Raw genomic sequence first — 16,765 nt, forward strand, 5'->3', positions numbered from 1 at the left:
AGTTGGGGGTCCGGACCCGCTGCGTGTCCATTGATGCGCGGGAGGGGCCGAGCGGCAAGGTGGAGATCTGGCCTAACTACCGGAGGTAACAGCGGTGGGGTACGGCCGGGCCGGTTCAGCCCGCCGTGATCGTCTCCCGCACCGTGCCGTCCGGCCCGGCCACCAGCACCGGCGTCTCCGCGCCGCCCAGGTCCCGCACGGCCGCGCGGTCCTCCGCCGAGGCCGACTCCGCGGACGTCACGACCGCCGCCGCCTCCAGCGAGGTCGCGCCGGACGCCACCGCCATCGCCACCGCCGTGCGCAGCGCGCTGAGCTTCAGCGAGTCCAGGGCGACGGTGCCGGCGGCGTACGTACGGCCGGTCTCGTCGCGTACGGCCGCGCCCTCGGGCACGCCGTTGCGGGCCCGGACGGAGCGGGCCAGAGTGACGATCTTGCGGTCCTCGGGGTCGAGGTCGGGAGTCTCGGTCATGATCCGAGCATAAGGGGGCGCTACGGGCGGTCGAGGCGCAGGCGGTCCGTGCGGGGAAGGCCCGCCACGACCAGGTCGTAGGAGTCCTCCACCAGCTCCGTGACCAGGCGGTCCGGGAGTTCGCCCGGCCCGCCCGCCACGGTCACCGGGTTCCAGTGCCGCTTGTTCATGTGCCAGCCCGGGGCGATCAGGTCCGGGTGGTCGGCGCGGAGGCGGATCGCGTCGTCCGGGTCGCACTTGAGGTTGACCTTCAGCGGGCGCGCGCCCAGGTCCGTCAGGGCGAACATCTTGCCCAGCACTTTGAAGACCGAGGTCTCCGGGTTGAAGGGGAACTCCTCCACCGCCGCGTTGAAGGACAGGCACAGGGCGCGCAGCCGCTCCGGGGTCATTCCTCCGGCTCCTCCTCGCCGGCCGGCGGCTTCGCCGGGCCCACGGGCTCCACCAGCACCGTCACGATCTTGTTCCGGCGTCCGGCCGCCGCCTCCGCCGTCAGCCGCAGCTCGCGGCCGTCGGGCAGTTCGACGACCGAGGACGCGCCCGCGATCGGCACCCGGCCCAGCCGCTTGGCGAGCAGTCCGCCGACGGTCTCCACGTCCTCGTCGTCGAACTCCTCGAGCCCGTACAGCTCACCGAGGTCCGTGATGTCGAGGCGGGCGGTGACCCGGTGGCGGCCCTCGCCGAGGTCCTCGACCGGGGGCAGCTCGCGGTCGTACTCGTCGGTGATCTCGCCGACGATCTCCTCGAGGATGTCCTCGATCGTGACGATGCCCGCGGTGCCGCCGTACTCGTCGACCGCGACGGCGACGTGGTTGCGCTCCTTCTGCATCTCGCGCAGCAGGTCGCCGGCGTTCTTGGTGTCGGGCACGAAGAACACGGGCCGCATCGCCGTCGACACCAGGTCGTTCTCCGCGTCCCTGCTGATGTGCGTCTTGCGGGCCAGGTCCTTCAGATAGACGATCCCGACGATGTCGTCCTCGCTCTCGCCGGTCACCGGGATGCGGGAGAACCCGGAGCGCAGGGCGAGCGTGAGGGCCTGCCGGATGGTCTTGTACCGCTCGATGACCACGAGGTCGGTGCGCGGCACCATGACCTCCCGCACCAGGGTGTCGCCCAGCTCGAAGACGGAGTGCACCATGCGGCGCTCCTCGTCCTCGATCAGCGACTCCGCCTCCGCGAGGTCCACCAGCGCGCGCAGCTCCGCCTCGGAGGCGAACGGGCCGTGCCGGAAGCCCTTGCCGGGCGTGAGGGCGTTGCCGATGAGGATCAGCAGCGAGGGGATCGGGCCCATGATCCGCGCGAGCGGCACCAGCACGTAGGCGGCGACCGTGGCCGTGTTCAGCGGGTGCTGCCGGCCGATGGTGCGCGGGGAGACGCCGACGGCGACGTACGACACGAGGACCATGATGGCGATGGCGATCAGCAGCGCCTCGGCCGTGCCGTCGAACTCGCGGACGCTGCCGTAGGTGATGAGGGATGCGGCGGACATCTCGCAGGTGATGCGGACCAGCAGCGCCACGTTGAGGTAGCGGGTGGGGTCGGCGGCGATCCGGGAGAGCTTGGCGCTGCCCCGGCGGCCCGACCGTACGGCCTCCTCGGCGCGGAAGCTGGAGACGCGGGCGATGCCGGCCTCCGCGCAGGCGGCGAGCCAGGCGACGACGACGAGCGCGAGCGCCCCGAGGACGAGTGGGGCGCTCATGAGACGGTCGGGGCCGGAGAGGGGCCGGTGAGGCCCTTCTCCGCGCGCCAGCCGTCCACGATGGCCGCCTGGAGGCCGAACATCTCGGCCTTCTCGTCCGGCTCCTCGTGGTCGTAGCCGAGCAGGTGCAGCACACCGTGGACGGTGAGCAGCTGGAGTTCTTCGTCCATGGTGTGCCGCGTCGGCGCTTCCTCGCCCTGCTTGGCGGCGACCTCGGGGCAGAGCACGATGTCGCCGAGGAGTCCCTGCGGGGGCTCGTCCTCGTCCTTGGACGGGGGCCGCAGCTCGTCCATGGGGAACGACATGACGTCCGTGGGCCCGGGCAGGTCCATCCACTGGATGTGCAGCTGCTCCATGGCGCCCGCGTCCACCACGATCACCGAGAGCTCGGAGAGCGGGTGGATGCGCATCCGGGCCAGTGCGTAACGGGCGATGTCGAGGATCGCCTGCTCGTCGACCTCGGTGCCGGACTCGTTGTTGACGTCGATCGACATCTGGTGCTCGGTCTACTTCCCCTTGTGCCCGGACCGGCCGCGGCCGCCCTTGTGGGTGCCGTTCTCGGTGCCGTGCTGGCTGTCGTACTTCTCGTACGCGTCGACGATACGGCCCACCAGCTTGTGCCGGACGACGTCGTGGGACGACAGCCGGGAGAAGTGGACGTCGTCCACGCCCTCCAGGATGTCCTGGACCTGGCGCAGACCGGACTTGGTGCCGTCGGGCAGGTCCACCTGCGTCACGTCACCCGTGATCACGATCTTCGAGTCGAAGCCGAGACGGGTGAGGAACATCTTCATCTGCTCGGGGCTCGTGTTCTGGGCCTCGTCCAGGATGATGAACGCGTCGTTGAGCGTGCGGCCGCGCATGTACGCCAGCGGCGCGACCTCGATCGTGCCCGCGGCCATCAGCCGGGGGATCGAGTCGGGGTCGAGCATGTCGTGCAGCGCGTCGTACAGCGGGCGCAGGTACGGGTCGATCTTCTCGTAGAGCGTGCCCGGCAGGAAGCCGAGACGCTCGCCCGCCTCGACCGCCGGCCGGGTCAGGATGATGCGGTTGACCTGCTTGGACTGCAGGGCCTGCACCGCCTTGGCCATGGCCAGGTAGGTCTTGCCGGTGCCCGCGGGGCCGATGCCGAAGACGATGGTGTGCTTGTCGATCGCGTCCACGTAGCGCTTCTGGTTGAGCGTCTTGGGGCGGATCGTGCGGCCGCGCGAGGACAGGATGTTCTGCGTGAGCACCTCGGCCGGGGTCTCCTGGCCGTCGCTCTCCCCGCTTTCGCTCGCCTTGAGCATGGCGATCGAGCGTTCCACTGCGTCCTCCGTCATCGGCTGACCGGTGCGGAGCACCAGCATCATCTCGTCGAACACGCGCGAAACGAGGGCGACCTCCGTGGCGTCGCCGACCGCGCTGATCTCGTTGCCCCGGACGTGGATGTCGGCCCCCGGGAAGGCCTTCTCGATCACACGCAGGAGGGAGTCGCCGGATCCCAGCACGGTCACCATGGGGTGCTGGGCGGGGACGGTGAACTGCACTCTCGCCTGCCCCTGCGCGGGGGTGTGAGCTGTGGGTGTCTGAGTCATGGGCCGGCTCTGAGGCCTGCGGTTCCTCCTCGTCACGGCCGCGCAGCTGTGGGCGGCCTCGCGACTCCCAGGGTACGACGGCGGGGTGACAAGCCCGTAGGCCTTTTATCCGACCGGGTGCGTGGCCCCGTTCGCTTTCTTCCCCGCCTGCGCCGTGGCACGCCCCCTCGTACGGTCACCGTCCGCGCCGTGGCACGCCCCCTCGTACGGTCAAGGGCGGCGCCGGGCGTCACGCCGACCTGCGGAACCCGATCGTCGGGACGGCCCGCCGCAGCGGCCAGGGCCGCACCGCCTCCTCCGGGACCAGCCCGGTCAGGAAGCCGTAACGGCGCAGCGCGGACAGCTCCTGGCTCTCGACCGACTGCACCCTGCGCCACCATCCGGCGATCTCCGCCCAGCCCGGCGCGGACAGCGAGCCGCCGAACTCCTGGACGGACAGCGCGGCCGTGAGCCCGGCGAAGGCGAGCCGGTCGGCCAGCGGCCAGCCCGCCAGCGAGCCGGTGACGAAGCCTGCGACGAACACGTCGCCCGCCCCGGTCGGGTCCAGCGCCTCCACCTCGATGGCCGGCACCGACGCGGTCTCCCCCGTCCGCCGGTCCACCGCGTACGCGCCCTCCGCGCCGAGCGTGACCACGGCGACCGGGACGTGCTCGGTGAGGGCGTGGGCGGCTGCGCGCGGGGTGTCCGTGCCGGTGTAGCGCATGGCCTCCGCCGCGTTCGGCAGGAACGCCTCGCAGTGCCGCAGGTCGGGCAGGCCCGCCAGGTCCCACGCCCCGGTGTCGTCCCAGCCGACGTCGCCGAAGATCCGGGTGCCCGTGCGGGCGGCCTGGGCGATCCAGGGGGCGCTGCGTCCGGGGGTGAGCGAGGCGACGGCGGCGCGGGCGCGGGGCGGACAGTCGGGGGCCGGCTCCTCGGGAGGCGGCTCGTGGCCGTGGGAGACCATCGTGCGCTCGCCCTCGTACGCCATGGAGACGGTGACCGGGGAGTGCCAGCCGGGGACCGTGCGGGACGGGGAGAGGTCGATGCCCTCGCCCTGCTCCAGCGCGTCCCAGCAGTACTCGCCGTAGTGGTCGTCGCCGAAGGCCGCCGCGAGGGACGTGCGCAGGCCGAGGCGGGCCAGGGCGGTGGCCATGTTGGCCACGCCGCCCGGGCTCGACCCCATGCCGCGCGCCCAGGTCTCGGTGCCGCGCACGGGGGCGCAGTCGAGCCCGGTGAAGACGATGTCGAGGAAGACGGTGCCGGTCAGGTAGACGTCCCAGGGCGGGTCGTCCGGGCCGCGCAGGGCGGCGAGCGGGTCGATCTGGGCCGGGCAGGGCGGTCCCTCGACGGGTCCCTCACCGGCTCTCCTGCCGTTCCTCTTCCCGGTGGACGCCATCTCGGTGCGCTCCCTGACGTGGTGCGGTTTCAGCCAGTGTGCACCACTCCGCCGACAGGGAGGCGGCCGTCAGGCCGTGCCGTGTCCCGGACCGGTCACCAGCGGGGCACGGCGGGTCGGACCCAGTCCGGGTCGGCGACCCGCATGGCGGCCGCGTCGTCGCGGTCTCGCAGCGCGCCGTCGTCGTCCAGCCACCGCCGGTGCAGGAACGCCAGCCGGTCGCGGTCGAGTTCCACGCCGAGGCCCGGCGCGTCGGACACACGGACCGTGCCGTCCTCGAACGCCGGCCGCTCGGTGAGGACGTCCTCGGACTGCCAGGGGTAGTGGGAGTCGCAGGCGTGGTGCAGGTCGGGCACGGTGGACGCGACGTGCGTCATCGCGGCGAGGCTGATGCCGAGGTGGGTGTTGGAGTGCATGGAGACGCCGACGCCGAAGGTGCGGCAGATCGCCGCGAGGTGCTGGGTGTTGCGCAGTCCGCCCCAGTAGTGGTGGTCGGAGAGCACGACGTGCACGGCGTCCCGGGTGAACGCCTCCTTGATCTCGGCGAACGTCGTCACGCACATGTTGGTGGCGAGCGGCACGGAGGTGCCGGCCGCCACCTCCGCCATGGCCGGAGTGCCGAGGGCCGGGTCCTCCAGGTACTCCAGGACGTCCCCGAGCTCCTTCGCCACCTTGAGCGAGGTCTCCACGGACCAGGCGCCGTTGGGGTCGAGGCGCAGCGGGTGTCCGGGGAAGGCGGCGGCGAGGGCGCGGACGGCGGCGATCTCCTCCTCGGGCGGGAAGACGCCGCCCTTGAGCTTGAACGACGTGAAGCCGTACCGCTCGGTGAAGCGGCGGGCCTGCTCCACCACTCCGGCCGGGTCGAGGGCCGCGCCCCAGTCGTCCTTCTCCGCCGTCACGCCCTCGGGGTGCTCGGCCCACTTGTAGAACAGGTAGGCGCTGTACTCGACGGCGTCGCGCACCTTGCCGCCGAGCAGGGCGTGCACGGGCAGGCCGAGGCTCTTGCCGAGGGCGTCGAGGCAGGCGACCTCCAGGGCGGAGAGCACGGACAGCCGCAGCTTGTCGGCGGTCTGCACGCCGCGCAGTCCGCCGACGTCGACCTGTCCGGAGACGCGGGCGGCGTCGACGCCGACCTCGTCGGCCTCGGCGAACAGCCGGTTCAGGTCGTCGACCCGGTGCCCGACGAGCCGGTCGGCGAGCGGGCGGGCCAGCTCCAGGTACTTGGTGTCGCCGTACGTCTCGCCGAGCCCGGTGATCCCGCCGGCGGTCACCACCTCCACGATCAGCCGGGGGGTGTACGGCTGGTGCACGCCCTGCGTGTTGAGCAGCGGCGGGTCGGCGACCAGGACCGGGGTGAGGCGGACCTCGGTGACGGTCAGGTCGCGGGAGGTGGATGCGGTCACAGGGCGGCTCCTACGAGGTCGAGTCCGGCGTCGAGCAGGGTCCTGAGGTCGGTGAGGTCCCGGGCGGACGGGTCCGTGAGCGGGGCGCGCACGGGGCCGACGGGACGGCCGCGAAGCCGTGCGGCCGCCTTCACCAGCGACACCGCGTATCCGGGGGTGCGGTCGCGCAGTTCGACGAACGGCACGTAGAAGCCGCGCAGCAGCCGGTCGAGGGTGTCCGCGTCGCCGTCACGGAGGGCGGTGAAGAAGGCGCCGGCGATCTCGGGCGCGAAGGCGTGCACCGCGGAGGAGTAGGCGGGGACGCCGACGGTGGCGTAGGCGCGGGCCTGGATCTCGGCGGTGGCGGCGCCGTTGAAGAACAGGAAGTCGTCGGGGGCGGCGAGGGTGAGGCGCTGGAGGCGGTCGAGGTCGCTGTGCCCGTCCTTGAGGCCGATGACGTTCGGCAGGGCGGCGATGCGGCGCAGCGAGTCGGCGGTGTAGGCGACCTGGCCGCGCTGGTAGGTGACGAGCGGCAGCGGGGTGCGGGCGGCGAGCGCCTCCAGTTGGGCGACGAGGCCGTCCTGCGGGGCGGTGACCAGGTAGTGCGGCAGGACGAGCAGGGCGTCGGCGCCGGCGTCCTGTGCGATGCGCGCGAACCGGGCGGCCTGGGCCCAGCCGTAGCCGACGCCGGCGACGACGGGGACCCGTCCGGCGCTCTCCTCGACGGTGATCGCGACGACCTGGCGGTACTCCTCCTCGTCCAAAGAGAAGAACTCGCCGGTGCCGCAGGCGGGGAAGACGGCGCCGGGTCCGGTGGCGATCCGTTCCGCCACGTAGGCGCGGTAGCCGTCGGGGTCGAGCGTGCCGTCGTCGTGGAACGACGTGAGGGGGAAGGAGAGGACACCGTGTGTCATGCCGTCCTTGAGGCGTCTCGCCACGGCGGCGCTGCCGTCTCCCTCGGTACCGGGACTCACCCTCGCCCATCTCCCTATGTAGACGGCATCCATGTATGAGAACGAAGGCTAGAGGGGTGGACGAGGGGCGTCAATGGGGCGGACGAGCGGGACCGCACCGCAGTCCGGGCAGGCAAAAGCGTGCTGCTACCCAACCCTCCAAACCTCCAAACGCATGAGTGACTTAGATCACAGCTCCCTCACTCCCGTTGCGCTGCCCCCGCTTGATACAAATTGCCCGCGCGTTCTCGTCCGTCGACGGTCGTCGCCCCCCATCACCTCTTTTCGCACCGTCCCTTTCGCACGCCCTGGGAACGCCCGTGTACGCCCCTCGCACCACCCCCTGGCCCCTCGTCGCCCTTTTCACGGCCGGGTACCTCGCCCCGTATCTGCTGCCGACCACCGTCGGACGGCTGGAACGCGGTCTGGATCTGACGCCCACCCAGGCGGGGGGCGTCGGCAGTCTGCTGCTGCTCAGTTCGGCCACGGCCGGGTTCCTGCTCGCCTCCCGCGTCGAACGGACCGGCGCGCGCACCCTGGCCCGGTTCGGTCTCGTCCTCGCCGCCGTCGGCTACGGCGGGGCCGCCCTCACCGCCTCGGTCCCGGCCGTCGTCGCCGGCGCCGTCGTCGGCGGGTTCGGGTCGGGCACGGCGACCACGGTCGCGGCGACCCGGATCGCGGCGGAGAAGGACCCCCACCGGGCGTCCACCCTGGGCCTGCTCAGCGTGTCCGCGCTGGCCGGCGCGGTCTATCTGACGGTGCCGCACCTGCCCGGGCACGGGCTCACCCTCGCTGCCATCGCCCTCACCGCGCTCGCGGTGTGGCCGCTGACGGCGGGGCTGCCCGGGGGTACGGCGGGTACTGCGGGTACCGCGGGGCCGGCCGCGGTCGGGTCGGCGGAGGCCGACGGCTCGGGCGCCGGGCGTCTGCCGTACCGGCGATCGGGCATGGTGCTGGCCGGGGCCATGCTGCTGTGGTCGCTCGCGCAGAACGCGCTGTGGGGAGTCAGCGGGCGCATCGGCGTCGGTCAGGCCCATCTGTCCGAGCCGACCGTGGGCGTCGTCTTCGCGGTCGCCCTGGGCGCGGGACTGCTGGGCGTGCTGGGCGCGGGGGCGCTCGGCTCGCGGCTGGGGCGGGCGCTGCCCATCGGTGGCGGGACCGTCGTCATCGCCTGCTGCATCGCGCTGAGCGCTTCCGCGACAGGGCTTGGGAGCTTCGCCTTCGGCGAGATCGCGTGGAACACCTTCTATCCGGTGGTGCTGTCGTACCTGATCGGGCTGGCGGCCTCGCTGGACGCGCGGGGGCGGTGGGCGGTGCTGGTCGGGTCCGCGTCCTCGCTGGGGACGGCGGCCGGGCCGCTCACCGGGAGCGTGCTGTCGGCGCAGGCCGGCTTTCCTGTGATGGGGGCGGTCCTGGCGGTGGGGTTGCTGCTGGTCGCCGTGCCGATGACGGGGGTCGCCCTGCACGCGGGCGGGCGGGCGTTGCTGCCGGGGGCTGTGCGGAGGCGGGGCGGGCATCCCGCGGCTGTCGTCGCCGCGACGACGGGGACTCCGTCGGGGGTGGTGCCGGAGGTCGGCGCGCCGGAGCAGCCGGTCGTCGAGATCGCCCTCGACGGGGCGGCGGTGCCCGCGCGGGCCGCGTACGACACGGCGGCGGCTACGAGGGCGCCGGGTGGGGTGTGACGGGGCGACCTGGACAGCGGGCCTGGGTTCCGGCGCCCGGGGGTGGGACAGCCACTGCCCGCCGAAGGGGTGCCGCTGCGCCCACCCGTGCCGCCCCAGCGGCACGAATGCCCGCAACTGGGGCGGCCCTCTTCAGCGGCCGATGCGGAAGCACCCTCCAGGGGCGCGGGGAACTGCGCGACCATCCACGGACTGCCCGCACTGGCGCTGCGGCGAAGGCCCCCCCAGGGGCTCGGGGAACTGCGACCAGCCGGCGGCTACCCGCAGCTACTCCCGGCGTTTGGGGAGGGGCACCCTCTGAAGGTCCCTCGCCACCGTCAGATCCCCCTCGTAGCCCGCCGCCCGCGCCTCGCGTTCGAAGGCCGAGGGGTCCGAATACCGCTGACTGAAGTGGGTCAGCACCAAGTGACGGACCCCCGCTTCGCGGGCGACCCTCGCCGCCTGGCCCGCCGTCAGGTGGCCGAACTCGACCGCCAGGGACTCGTCCTCGTCGAGGAACGTCGACTCGATCACCAGCATGTCGCAGCCCTCGGCGAGCGCGTACACCCCGTCGCACAGCCGGGTGTCCATGACGAACGCGAGCCGCTGTCCGTGCCGGACCTCGCTGACGTCCTCCAGGGCCACGCCGTTCCACGAGCCCTCGCGCTGGAGGCGGCCGACGTCAGGTCCCTCGACGCCGTGCGCGGCGAGCCGGTCGGGCAGCATGCGGCGGCCGTCGGGTTCGACGAGCCGGTAGCCGTACGCCTCGACCGGGTGGGAGAGGCGGCGTGCCTCCAGCGTGTAGCCGGAGGTGCGGACGAGCGGACCGTCGGTGTCGACGGGGGCCTCGAGCAGGGCGACGGTCTCCCGGTAGGCGGTCGCGTACCGGAGCCGGTCGAAGAACCGTTGCCCGGATCGCGGGTAGTGCGCGCTCACCGGGTGCGGCACCTTGTCGAGGTTGATCCGCTGGATCACCCCGGCGAGTCCCAGCGAGTGGTCGCCGTGGAAGTGCGTGACGCAGATCCGGTTGATGTCGTGCGCCGCGACCCCGGCGCGCAGCATCTGCCGCTGCGTGCCCTCGCCCGGGTCGAACAGGATGCCCTCGCCGTCCCAGCGCAGCAGGTAGCCGTTGTGGTTGCGGTGCCGGGTCGGGACCTGGCTGGCGGTGCCGAGCACCACCAGTTCACGGACGGACAACGCGGCCTAGCCGGGAGGCCACTCGAGACCGCGCCCGCCCAGGACGTGGGCGTGCGCGTGCCACACGGTCTGGCCGGCGCCGCTGCCCGTGTTGAACACGGTGCGGTAGCTCTCCAGCTTCTCCTGGTCCGCGACGGCCTCCGTCTCGCGCAGCACGTCCGCGGCGAGCTCGGGGGCCGCGGCGGCGAGCGCCGCGGCGTCCCTGTGGTGCGCCTTCGGGATCACCAGGACGTGGGTGGGCGCCTGGGGGTTGATGTCACGGAACGCGACGGTCGTGTCCGTCTCCCGCACGATCGTCGCCGGGATGGTGCCCGCGACGATCTTGCAGAACAGACAGTCGTCCTGAGGTTCCCCTGCCATACGCCCTCCTCGGCCCGGCGATCTTCCCTACCCAGGCATGCTACCGACCCGCTCGCGGGCCGTCGTGCCGCGGCGGCACGACGGCCCGCGGCCGGTCACGACAGCTCCGGCGGCACCTTCGCCGGGGTCGTCTCCAGTGCCTCCATCGCCAGCCGCACTGCTTCGTCGAGCTGGACGTCCCGCCCGGCCGCGTGGTCCTGCGGGCGCTGGACGACCTCGACGTCCGGGTCGACGCCGTGGTTCTCGACGTCCCAGCCGTACCCCTCCAGCCAGAAGGCGTACTTGGGCTGGGTGACGAGCGTGCCGTCGACGAGCCGGTAGCGGCTGTCGATGCCGATGACGCCGCCCCAGGTGCGGGTCCCGACGACGGGGCCGATGCCGAGCGCCTTGATCGCCGCGTTGACGATGTCGCCGTCGGACCCGGAGAACTCGTTGGCGACGGCGACGACGGGTCCCCTGGGCGCGTCGCGCGGGTAGCTCTCGGCGCGCATCCCGCGCGGCAGGTCCCAGCCGACGATCCGCCGGGCCAGCTTCTCCACCACGAGCTGCGAGGTGTGGCCGCCGCGGTTCTCCCGCACGTCCACGACCAGGCCCTCGCGCAGCACCTCCACCCGCAGGTCGCGGTGGATCTGCGCCCAGCCGGGCGCCTGCATGTCGGGAACGTGGATGTAGCCGAGCCGGCCGCCGGACTTCTCCAGCACGTAGGCCCGCCGGTCGGCGACCCAGGCGTGGTAGCGCAGCGGCTCCTCGTCGGCGAGCGGTACGACGACCGCGTGCCGGGGCTCTCCCCCGCCGGCCGGTGACACGGTCAGCTCGACGGGCTTGCCTGCCGTGCCGATCAGCAGCGGCGCCGGCCCGGTCACCGGGTCGACCGGCTGTCCCGCGACGGCGACGATCGCGTCCCCCGGCCGGATCGCCACGCCGGGCGCGGCGAGCGGGGAGCGGGCCTCCGGGTCGGAGGTCTCGGCGGGCAGGATGCGGTCCACCCGCCAGCTGCCGTCCTCGTGCCGGGAGATGTCCGCGCCGAGGAGTCCCTGCCGGGCTCCGCCGCCGTAGCCGCCGCGCGGGGTGACGTAGGCGTGCGAGGTTCCGAGTTCGCCGTGCACCTCCCACAGCAGGTCCACCAGGTCGTCGTGGGTGGCCAGCCGGTCCAGGACGGGACGGTAGCGGTCCAGCACCCCGTCCCAGTCGACGCCGCTCATGTCGGGACGCCAGAAGTTGTCCCGCATGATCCGGCCGTTCTCGTCGAACATCTGCCGCCACTCGGCGGACGGGTCGACGAACTGCCGGACCCGCGCCAGGTCGACGGTGATGTTGCTGTCGCTGTCGTCGTCGGAGGAGGCGCGCCGGTCGCTCGGCACGACCTTGAGCCGCCCGTCGGTCCACAGCAGCACCCGCTTGCCGTCGCCGCTGACCTCGAAGTGGTCGGCGTCCACGGCGAGGTGCTCGAGGCGCTGCTGGGCGAGGTCGTAGCGCTCCAGGTCGGTCTTGGGGTCCGGATCGTCGGGCGTGGCCCGGGACGCCCCGAGCACGCCGCGCACCGGGTGGCGCAGCCACAGCACGCCGTCCTTGGCGGCGCGCAGGTTGCTGTAGCGGGCGGCCTCGACCGGGAACGGCACGATGCGGTCGGCGAGCCCGTCGAGGTCGATACGGGTGGTGGGGGTGCCCTCGCTGTCGGGGGTCTCGTCCCGGTCCGGGGTCTCGAAGGGCCGCCCGTGCCGCTGCGGTCCGAACGGCGACGGTGTGGCCGCCGCGAGCGTGATCAGGTACGGCCGTGCGCCCTCGACGAAGGCCAGGTCGAAGACGTGCTCGTCGTAGACCGGGTCGAAGGAGCGGGTGGACAGGAACGCGAGGTGCTTGCCGTCGAGGGTGAAGGCGGGCGCGTAGTCCTGGAAGCGCAGCGGGGTCGCCTCGGTGACCGACAGGTCGGTGGTGTTGGCGAGCTTGATCTGGCTGAGCGGGCGCGGTCCGGGGTGGGACCACGCGAGCCAGGTGGAGTCGGGGGAGAAGACCAGCCCGGAGACGTCGCCGTCCTCGCTGCGGTCGACCTCGCGGACTTCGCCGGTCTCCCGCTCGACGAGCAGGAGGCGGCCGTCGTGCGAGGCGATCGCGGCGCGGCTGCCGTCGGGCGCCATCGCCAGGTCCACGACCCGGCCGAGCTGTCCGGCGGCGAGCCGGCGCGGGGTGGCGCCGGGGACGGGTCCGGTGGCGGGGGCGAACTCCAGGGCGTCGTCGCCCTCGGCGTCCGTCACCCACACCACCCATTCCTCGCCGTCCGCGCGGAAGGTGCGCGGGCGCCGGGCGCGGACGCCGGGGGTGGCGGCGAGGGCGCGGGCGGGGCCGGAGCGGTGGGTGACCCAGTGGACGGTGCCGCGTACGCAGACGGCGCTGCCGCGCGCGGTGTGGTCGGGGGACGCGGAGCCGAACCAGCGGGCCGCGTTCACCGGGAACGGCTGGAGGTCGACGCGCTGCCCGCCGAGCCGGACGTCGAGCCGGCGCGGCTCGGCGGTGTCGAGGTCGTCGAGGATCCACAGCTCGCCGGCGCTGGAGTACACGACCCTGCTGCCGTCGGTGGCGGCGTGGCGGGCGTAGAAGCCTCCCCCGCTCTCGGCTTCTCCCCCACTCTCGACTTCGCTCGAGCGGGGGGACCCCCATGAGCGGGACGTGCCCCCGAGCGGGGTGTGGCGGCGCAGGTCGGAGCCGTCGGCGAGGGACGAGTACAGCGCGCCCGTGCCCTCGTGGTCGGAGAGGAACGCGACTCTCTCCCCCACCCACAGCGGGTACTCGATGTTCCCGTCGAGTTCCTCGTGCAGCCGGACGAACTCGCCGTCGCCCTGCCGGTCGATCCACAGCTTGCCCGCGGTGCCGCCCCGGTACCGCTTCCAACTGGCCGCCTCGCGGCCCATGGTGGCGGACAGCAGCACGGTGTGCGGGCCCGCGGCGATGTCGCCGACCGGTCCGTACGGCAGGGTCTCGGCGGGTCCGCCGTCGAGCGGCACGGCGCGTGCCCAGGTGCGGCGCAGGCTGGCCTGGCCGTACGTGCTCAGGGCGAGGACCCGGCCGTCCGCGGTCCAGCCGCGGACCTGGGTCCTCATGCTGCCCCAGTGGGTGAGCCGCCTGGCGCGGCCGCCGTCGACGGGGGCGACGTGCACCTCGGGGGCGCCGTCGCGGGTGGAGGTCCACGCGACGGTGGCGCCGTCCGGGGAGATCCGTGGATGGTTCACCGGCACGTTGTCCGCGCTGACCCGCCAGGCGCGGCCGCCGTCGAGCGGTGCGAGCCACACGTCGTCCTCGGCGGTGAAGGCGACCAACTCGCCGTGCAGGTGCGGGAAACGGAGGTATGCGCTGGATGCGACCGATGCAGGCTGTGTCACCCGATCACCCTATGGGCGCGCGTGCGGTCCGGCCAGAGGTTCCGATCACTTGCCCTCGACGGGGCGACAGGACGGGTACTGGTCGCACCACACCGTCGTGGTGACGGTCACGGTGACGGTGGGCCGTGGCCCCTGCTCGGTCGGCTCGCCCACGCGGGGCGGGCTCTTGGAGTCGCAGTCGCCGAGGCCCTCGACTCGGAACACCTGCCGGCCGTCCACCTTCGCGGTGATGTCCCCGCGGACACAGGCGTTGTTGACGGCGTGGGTGACCCGTCCGGTGACGGTGATCTCCTTGCCGCCCTCGGTCTCGCCCTCGCAGTCGACCGAGGCGGCGGTCTCCTCCGAGGCCGGCGACGCGGACCTGTCCCGGTCCCCCAGGGACGCGGTGCAGGTCAGCCAGCGGACCTTGTCCTTCTGGCGGTTGAGCTCCTTGGTCACGGTCCCGTCGGTGGTGAGCGCCACGGCGGCGGAGCTGAGGCCGCCGCCTTCGCAGGCCGTCACGCCGGTGACCGCGGCCACGGCGAAACCGGCGGCAAGCGCGAACCGCCGCCCTCGTGTTCCCCGCGGGAACCTTGTCGTCGCCCCCATGCACGGCAGCGTGCCACTGCCGCCCGCGCGGCGGTAGGGCGCATCGGGCCACGTGCGGCGGCCGTCCTGGGGACTGCGCCCCCGGATCCCCCTCGACGGCCCTGGCGGGCCTCGCCCTCGCACGCCGGACGGGCCGGGCATGGCTCTCCCGGCGCTCTCGAGGAGCGGGGGGGCAGGAACATTCCAGCCCTTCCGGCGTTCGCAGACAGAGCGGGTCCGGAGCGGGGGTCCGGGGCGGAGGCCCGTGGCCTCAGGACCAGCGGCCGGTGCGGCCGAGCAGCAGCGCCGCAGCAGCGGTTCCCGCCGTGGACGTACGGAGCACGCTCCTCCCGAGGCGGTACGCCCGCGCCCCCACGCTCTCGAACAGCGCCAGTTCCTCGGCGGACACCCCGCCCTCAGGTCCGACGACCAGCACGATGTCCCCCGTGTCCGGCAACGGAGCCGAAGCCAGCGGCTCCGTCCCGGATTCGTGCAGCACCGCCGCGAACCGCGCTTCGGCGAGAAGTGAGGCAACCCCCTTGCTCGTCGCCGCGTCCGCGACCTCCGGGAACCGCACCCGGCGCGACTGTTTGCCCGCCTCCCGAGCCGTGGCCCGCCACTTCGCGAGGGCCTTGGCGCCCCGCTCGCCCTTCCACTGCGTGATGCAGCGCGAGGCGGACCACGGCACGATCGCGTCGACGCCGACCTCGGTCATGGTCTCCACGGCCAGTTCGCCCCGGTCGCCCTTGGGCAGCGCCTGCACGACGGTCAGCCGGGGCGTCTCCACCGGCTCCTCGACGAGCTCGCCGAGCCGGACGATCAGCCGGTCCTTGCCCTCGGCGCCCTCCACCTCGCCGGAGGCCCAGCGGCCCGCGCCGTCCGTGAGGACGACCTCCTCGCCGGTCCGCAGCCGCTTCACGGCGACGGCGTGCCGGCCCTCGGGCCCGTCGAGGACGTAACGGCCGGAGCCGTGCGTGTCGAAGTCGTCGACGACGAAGACGGGGGCGGTCATCGGGCACCTCCGGCCGACAACGCTGTCCGGGCGGCGGCCAGTTCGGCGACCAGGACCTCCACGAGCTGTCCGGCGGGCAGTTCGCGGGCCATCCGGTGGCCCTGCCCCGCCCACAGCGCGAGCCCTTGTGCGTCCCCGGCCTTGGCGGCGGCCTTGCGCAGCGGCGCAGTGAGGTGGTGGACCTCCGGGTAGGCGGCGGGCGCGTACGGCCCGTGCTCGCGCAGGAAGCGGTTGACCAGGGCGCGCGCCGGGCGGCCGGTGAACGCGCGGGTCAGCTCGGTGCGGGCGAAGAGGGGGTTCGTGAGGGCCTGCTTGTGCAGGGCGTGCGCGCCGGACTCGTGGGCGGGGACGAAGGCGGTGCCCAGCTGGGCCGCGCTCGCCCCGGCGGCGCACACGGCGGCGATCTGGCCGCCGCGCATGATGCCTCCGGCGGCGACGACGGGGATGCCCACGGACTCACGGACCTGGGCGACGAGGGACAGCAGTCCGATGCCGCTGCCGTCCGTCTCGGGGACGTCCCGGTGGGTGCCCTGGTGGCCGCCGGCCTCGACGCCCTGGGCGATCACCACGTCCGCGCCGGCCCGTTCCACGGCGCGCGCCTCCTCGGCGGTCGTCGCGGTGACGAGGGCGAGGGTGCCCACGCGGTGCAGCGAGTCGATCACCTCGCGGGCCGGTACGCCGAAGTGGAACGACACGACCGGGACGGGGTCTTGGAGCAGCACGGCGAGCTTGGCGTCGTAGCCGTCGTCGCCGCAGCTCTCGGGTTCGCCCAGCTCGGTCTCGTACCAGGCGGCCTCGCCCGCCAGCTGGTGGGCGTAGACGTCGACGGCGGCGTTGGAGGGCGAGGCGTCGGCCGCTCCGGCAGAGCCGGTGCTCGCACCGGGGGTCTCGGGCTGGGGCAGGAAGAGGTTGACGCCGAAGGGGCGGGAGGTGAGTCCCCGCAGCTGCTTGATCTCCTGGTACATCCCGTCCGCGGTCTTGTACCCGGCGGCCAGGAAACCGAGCCCGCCCGCGTCGGACACGGCGGCGGCGAGCTGCGGTACCGATACGCCGCCCGCCATGGGCGCCTGCACGATCGGGTGCGGGAAGAGATCGGTCAGTACGGAGGACATGACCGCATGTTGTCACGTCCCCCGACCAAC

General features: G+C 73.3%; 15 protein-coding genes. 1 reads left to right on the forward strand and 14 read right to left on the reverse strand.

Annotated features, from left to right (window positions below):
* Nucleotides 1-115 precede the first annotated feature (115 nt).
* From ACF1AG_RS02840 to ACF1AG_RS02875, 8 genes are all read right to left on the reverse strand, one after another.
* Nucleotides 116-469, reverse strand: coding sequence for a cytidine deaminase (locus ACF1AG_RS02840; RefSeq protein ID WP_391809239.1), 354 nt, complete (start codon nt 467-469; stop codon nt 116-118).
* 20 nt (nt 470-489) lie between these two features.
* Nucleotides 490-858 (reverse strand): MmcQ/YjbR family DNA-binding protein, encoded by a 369-nt coding sequence (locus tag ACF1AG_RS02845; protein ID WP_391809240.1) that lies wholly within the window; start codon nt 856-858, stop codon nt 490-492.
* Nucleotides 855-2,165 carry a hemolysin family protein gene (locus ACF1AG_RS02850; RefSeq protein ID WP_359600904.1) on the reverse strand — a complete coding sequence of 437 codons (1,311 nt, stop codon included), beginning with the start codon at nt 2,163-2,165 and terminating at the stop codon, nt 855-857. Before ACF1AG_RS02850 ends, ACF1AG_RS02845 begins: the two co-directional genes overlap by 4 nt.
* On the reverse strand, nt 2,162-2,659 hold the full coding sequence (gene ybeY / locus ACF1AG_RS02855) for an rRNA maturation RNase YbeY (protein ID WP_359600905.1): 498 nt from the start codon (nt 2,657-2,659) through the stop codon (nt 2,162-2,164). The genes ACF1AG_RS02850 and ybeY overlap by 4 nt, the downstream gene beginning before the upstream one ends.
* A 12-nt stretch (nt 2,660-2,671) precedes the next feature.
* Nucleotides 2,672-3,742, reverse strand: coding sequence for a PhoH family protein (locus tag ACF1AG_RS02860; RefSeq protein ID WP_051724555.1), 1,071 nt, complete (start codon nt 3,740-3,742; stop codon nt 2,672-2,674).
* A gap of 229 nt (nt 3,743-3,971) precedes the next feature.
* Nucleotides 3,972-5,117 carry a PfkB family carbohydrate kinase gene (locus ACF1AG_RS02865; RefSeq protein WP_359600906.1) on the reverse strand — a complete coding sequence of 382 codons (1,146 nt, stop codon included), beginning with the start codon at nt 5,115-5,117 and terminating at the stop codon, nt 3,972-3,974.
* Between the two features lie 95 nt (nt 5,118-5,212).
* Nucleotides 5,213-6,520, reverse strand: coding sequence for a glucarate dehydratase family protein (locus ACF1AG_RS02870; protein ID WP_391809241.1), 1,308 nt, complete (start codon nt 6,518-6,520; stop codon nt 5,213-5,215).
* Complete coding sequence (locus ACF1AG_RS02875; RefSeq protein ID WP_359600908.1) at nt 6,517-7,413, reverse strand: 5-dehydro-4-deoxyglucarate dehydratase; 897 nt, start codon at nt 7,411-7,413, stop codon at nt 6,517-6,519. Before ACF1AG_RS02875 ends, ACF1AG_RS02870 begins: the two co-directional genes overlap by 4 nt.
* Nucleotides 7,414-7,772: 359 nt before the next feature.
* Here ACF1AG_RS02875 and ACF1AG_RS02880 point away from each other — a divergent pair, with 359 nt between their 5' ends.
* Nucleotides 7,773-9,134, forward strand: a complete 1,362-nt coding sequence (locus ACF1AG_RS02880) for an MFS transporter (RefSeq protein ID WP_391809242.1) — start codon at nt 7,773-7,775, stop codon at nt 9,132-9,134.
* Nucleotides 9,135-9,401: 267 nt separating this feature from the next.
* On the opposite strand, the gene ACF1AG_RS02885 is transcribed toward ACF1AG_RS02880, so the two are convergent.
* From ACF1AG_RS02885 to ACF1AG_RS02910, 6 genes are all read right to left on the reverse strand, one after another.
* Entirely contained in the window at nt 9,402-10,310 is a 909-nt protein-coding gene (locus tag ACF1AG_RS02885) for a ribonuclease Z (RefSeq protein WP_391809243.1), read from the reverse strand.
* Between the two features lie 6 nt (nt 10,311-10,316).
* Complete coding sequence (locus tag ACF1AG_RS02890) at nt 10,317-10,670, reverse strand: histidine triad nucleotide-binding protein (protein ID WP_122217237.1); 354 nt, start codon at nt 10,668-10,670, stop codon at nt 10,317-10,319.
* A 95-nt stretch (nt 10,671-10,765) separates the two neighbouring features.
* Nucleotides 10,766-13,981: a S41 family peptidase gene (locus ACF1AG_RS02895; protein ID WP_387794835.1), complete on the reverse strand. Its 3,216-nt coding sequence runs from the start codon at nt 13,979-13,981 to the stop codon at nt 10,766-10,768.
* Nucleotides 13,982-14,089: 108 nt separating this feature from the next.
* Nucleotides 14,090-14,632, reverse strand: coding sequence for a hypothetical protein (locus tag ACF1AG_RS02900; RefSeq protein WP_359606460.1), 543 nt, complete (start codon nt 14,630-14,632; stop codon nt 14,090-14,092).
* Nucleotides 14,633-14,882: 250 nt separating this feature from the next.
* A complete protein-coding gene (locus ACF1AG_RS02905) occupies nt 14,883-15,623 on the reverse strand; it encodes a 16S rRNA (uracil(1498)-N(3))-methyltransferase (protein WP_391809244.1) in 741 nt (246 codons plus the stop codon).
* Nucleotides 15,620-16,735, reverse strand: coding sequence for a nitronate monooxygenase (locus tag ACF1AG_RS02910; RefSeq protein WP_387794578.1), 1,116 nt, complete (start codon nt 16,733-16,735; stop codon nt 15,620-15,622). The genes ACF1AG_RS02905 and ACF1AG_RS02910 overlap by 4 nt, the downstream gene beginning before the upstream one ends.
* Nucleotides 16,736-16,765 lie beyond the last annotated feature (30 nt).

The sequence above is a fragment of the Streptomyces sp. NPDC014764 genome (assembly GCF_043082785.1).
Classification (GTDB): Bacteria; Actinomycetota; Actinomycetes; order Streptomycetales; family Streptomycetaceae; genus Streptomyces; species Streptomyces althioticus.

Excerpts from the sequence above, each read along its gene's own strand:
- ybeY (WP_359600905.1), bottom strand. The coding sequence starts at position 2,659 with ATGTCGATCGACGTCAACAACGAGTCCGGCACCGAGGTCGACGAGCAG.
- ACF1AG_RS02875 (WP_359600908.1), bottom strand. The coding sequence starts at position 7,413 with ATGACACACGGTGTCCTCTCCTTCCCCCTCACGTCGTTCCACGACGAC.
- ACF1AG_RS02850 (WP_359600904.1), bottom strand. The coding sequence starts at position 2,165 with ATGAGCGCCCCACTCGTCCTCGGGGCGCTCGCGCTCGTCGTCGTCGCC.
- ACF1AG_RS02865 (WP_359600906.1), bottom strand. The coding sequence starts at position 5,117 with ATGGCGTCCACCGGGAAGAGGAACGGCAGGAGAGCCGGTGAGGGACCC.
- ACF1AG_RS02860 (WP_051724555.1), bottom strand. The coding sequence starts at position 3,742 with ATGACTCAGACACCCACAGCTCACACCCCCGCGCAGGGGCAGGCGAGA.
- ACF1AG_RS02840 (WP_391809239.1), bottom strand. The coding sequence starts at position 469 with ATGACCGAGACTCCCGACCTCGACCCCGAGGACCGCAAGATCGTCACT.
- ACF1AG_RS02890 (WP_122217237.1), bottom strand. The coding sequence starts at position 10,670 with ATGGCAGGGGAACCTCAGGACGACTGTCTGTTCTGCAAGATCGTCGCG.
- ACF1AG_RS02845 (WP_391809240.1), bottom strand. The coding sequence starts at position 858 with ATGACCCCGGAGCGGCTGCGCGCCCTGTGCCTGTCCTTCAACGCGGCG.
- ACF1AG_RS02905 (WP_391809244.1), bottom strand. The coding sequence starts at position 15,623 with ATGACCGCCCCCGTCTTCGTCGTCGACGACTTCGACACGCACGGCTCC.
- ACF1AG_RS02900 (WP_359606460.1), bottom strand. The coding sequence starts at position 14,632 with ATGGGGGCGACGACAAGGTTCCCGCGGGGAACACGAGGGCGGCGGTTC.
- ACF1AG_RS02910 (WP_387794578.1), bottom strand. The coding sequence starts at position 16,735 with ATGTCCTCCGTACTGACCGATCTCTTCCCGCACCCGATCGTGCAGGCG.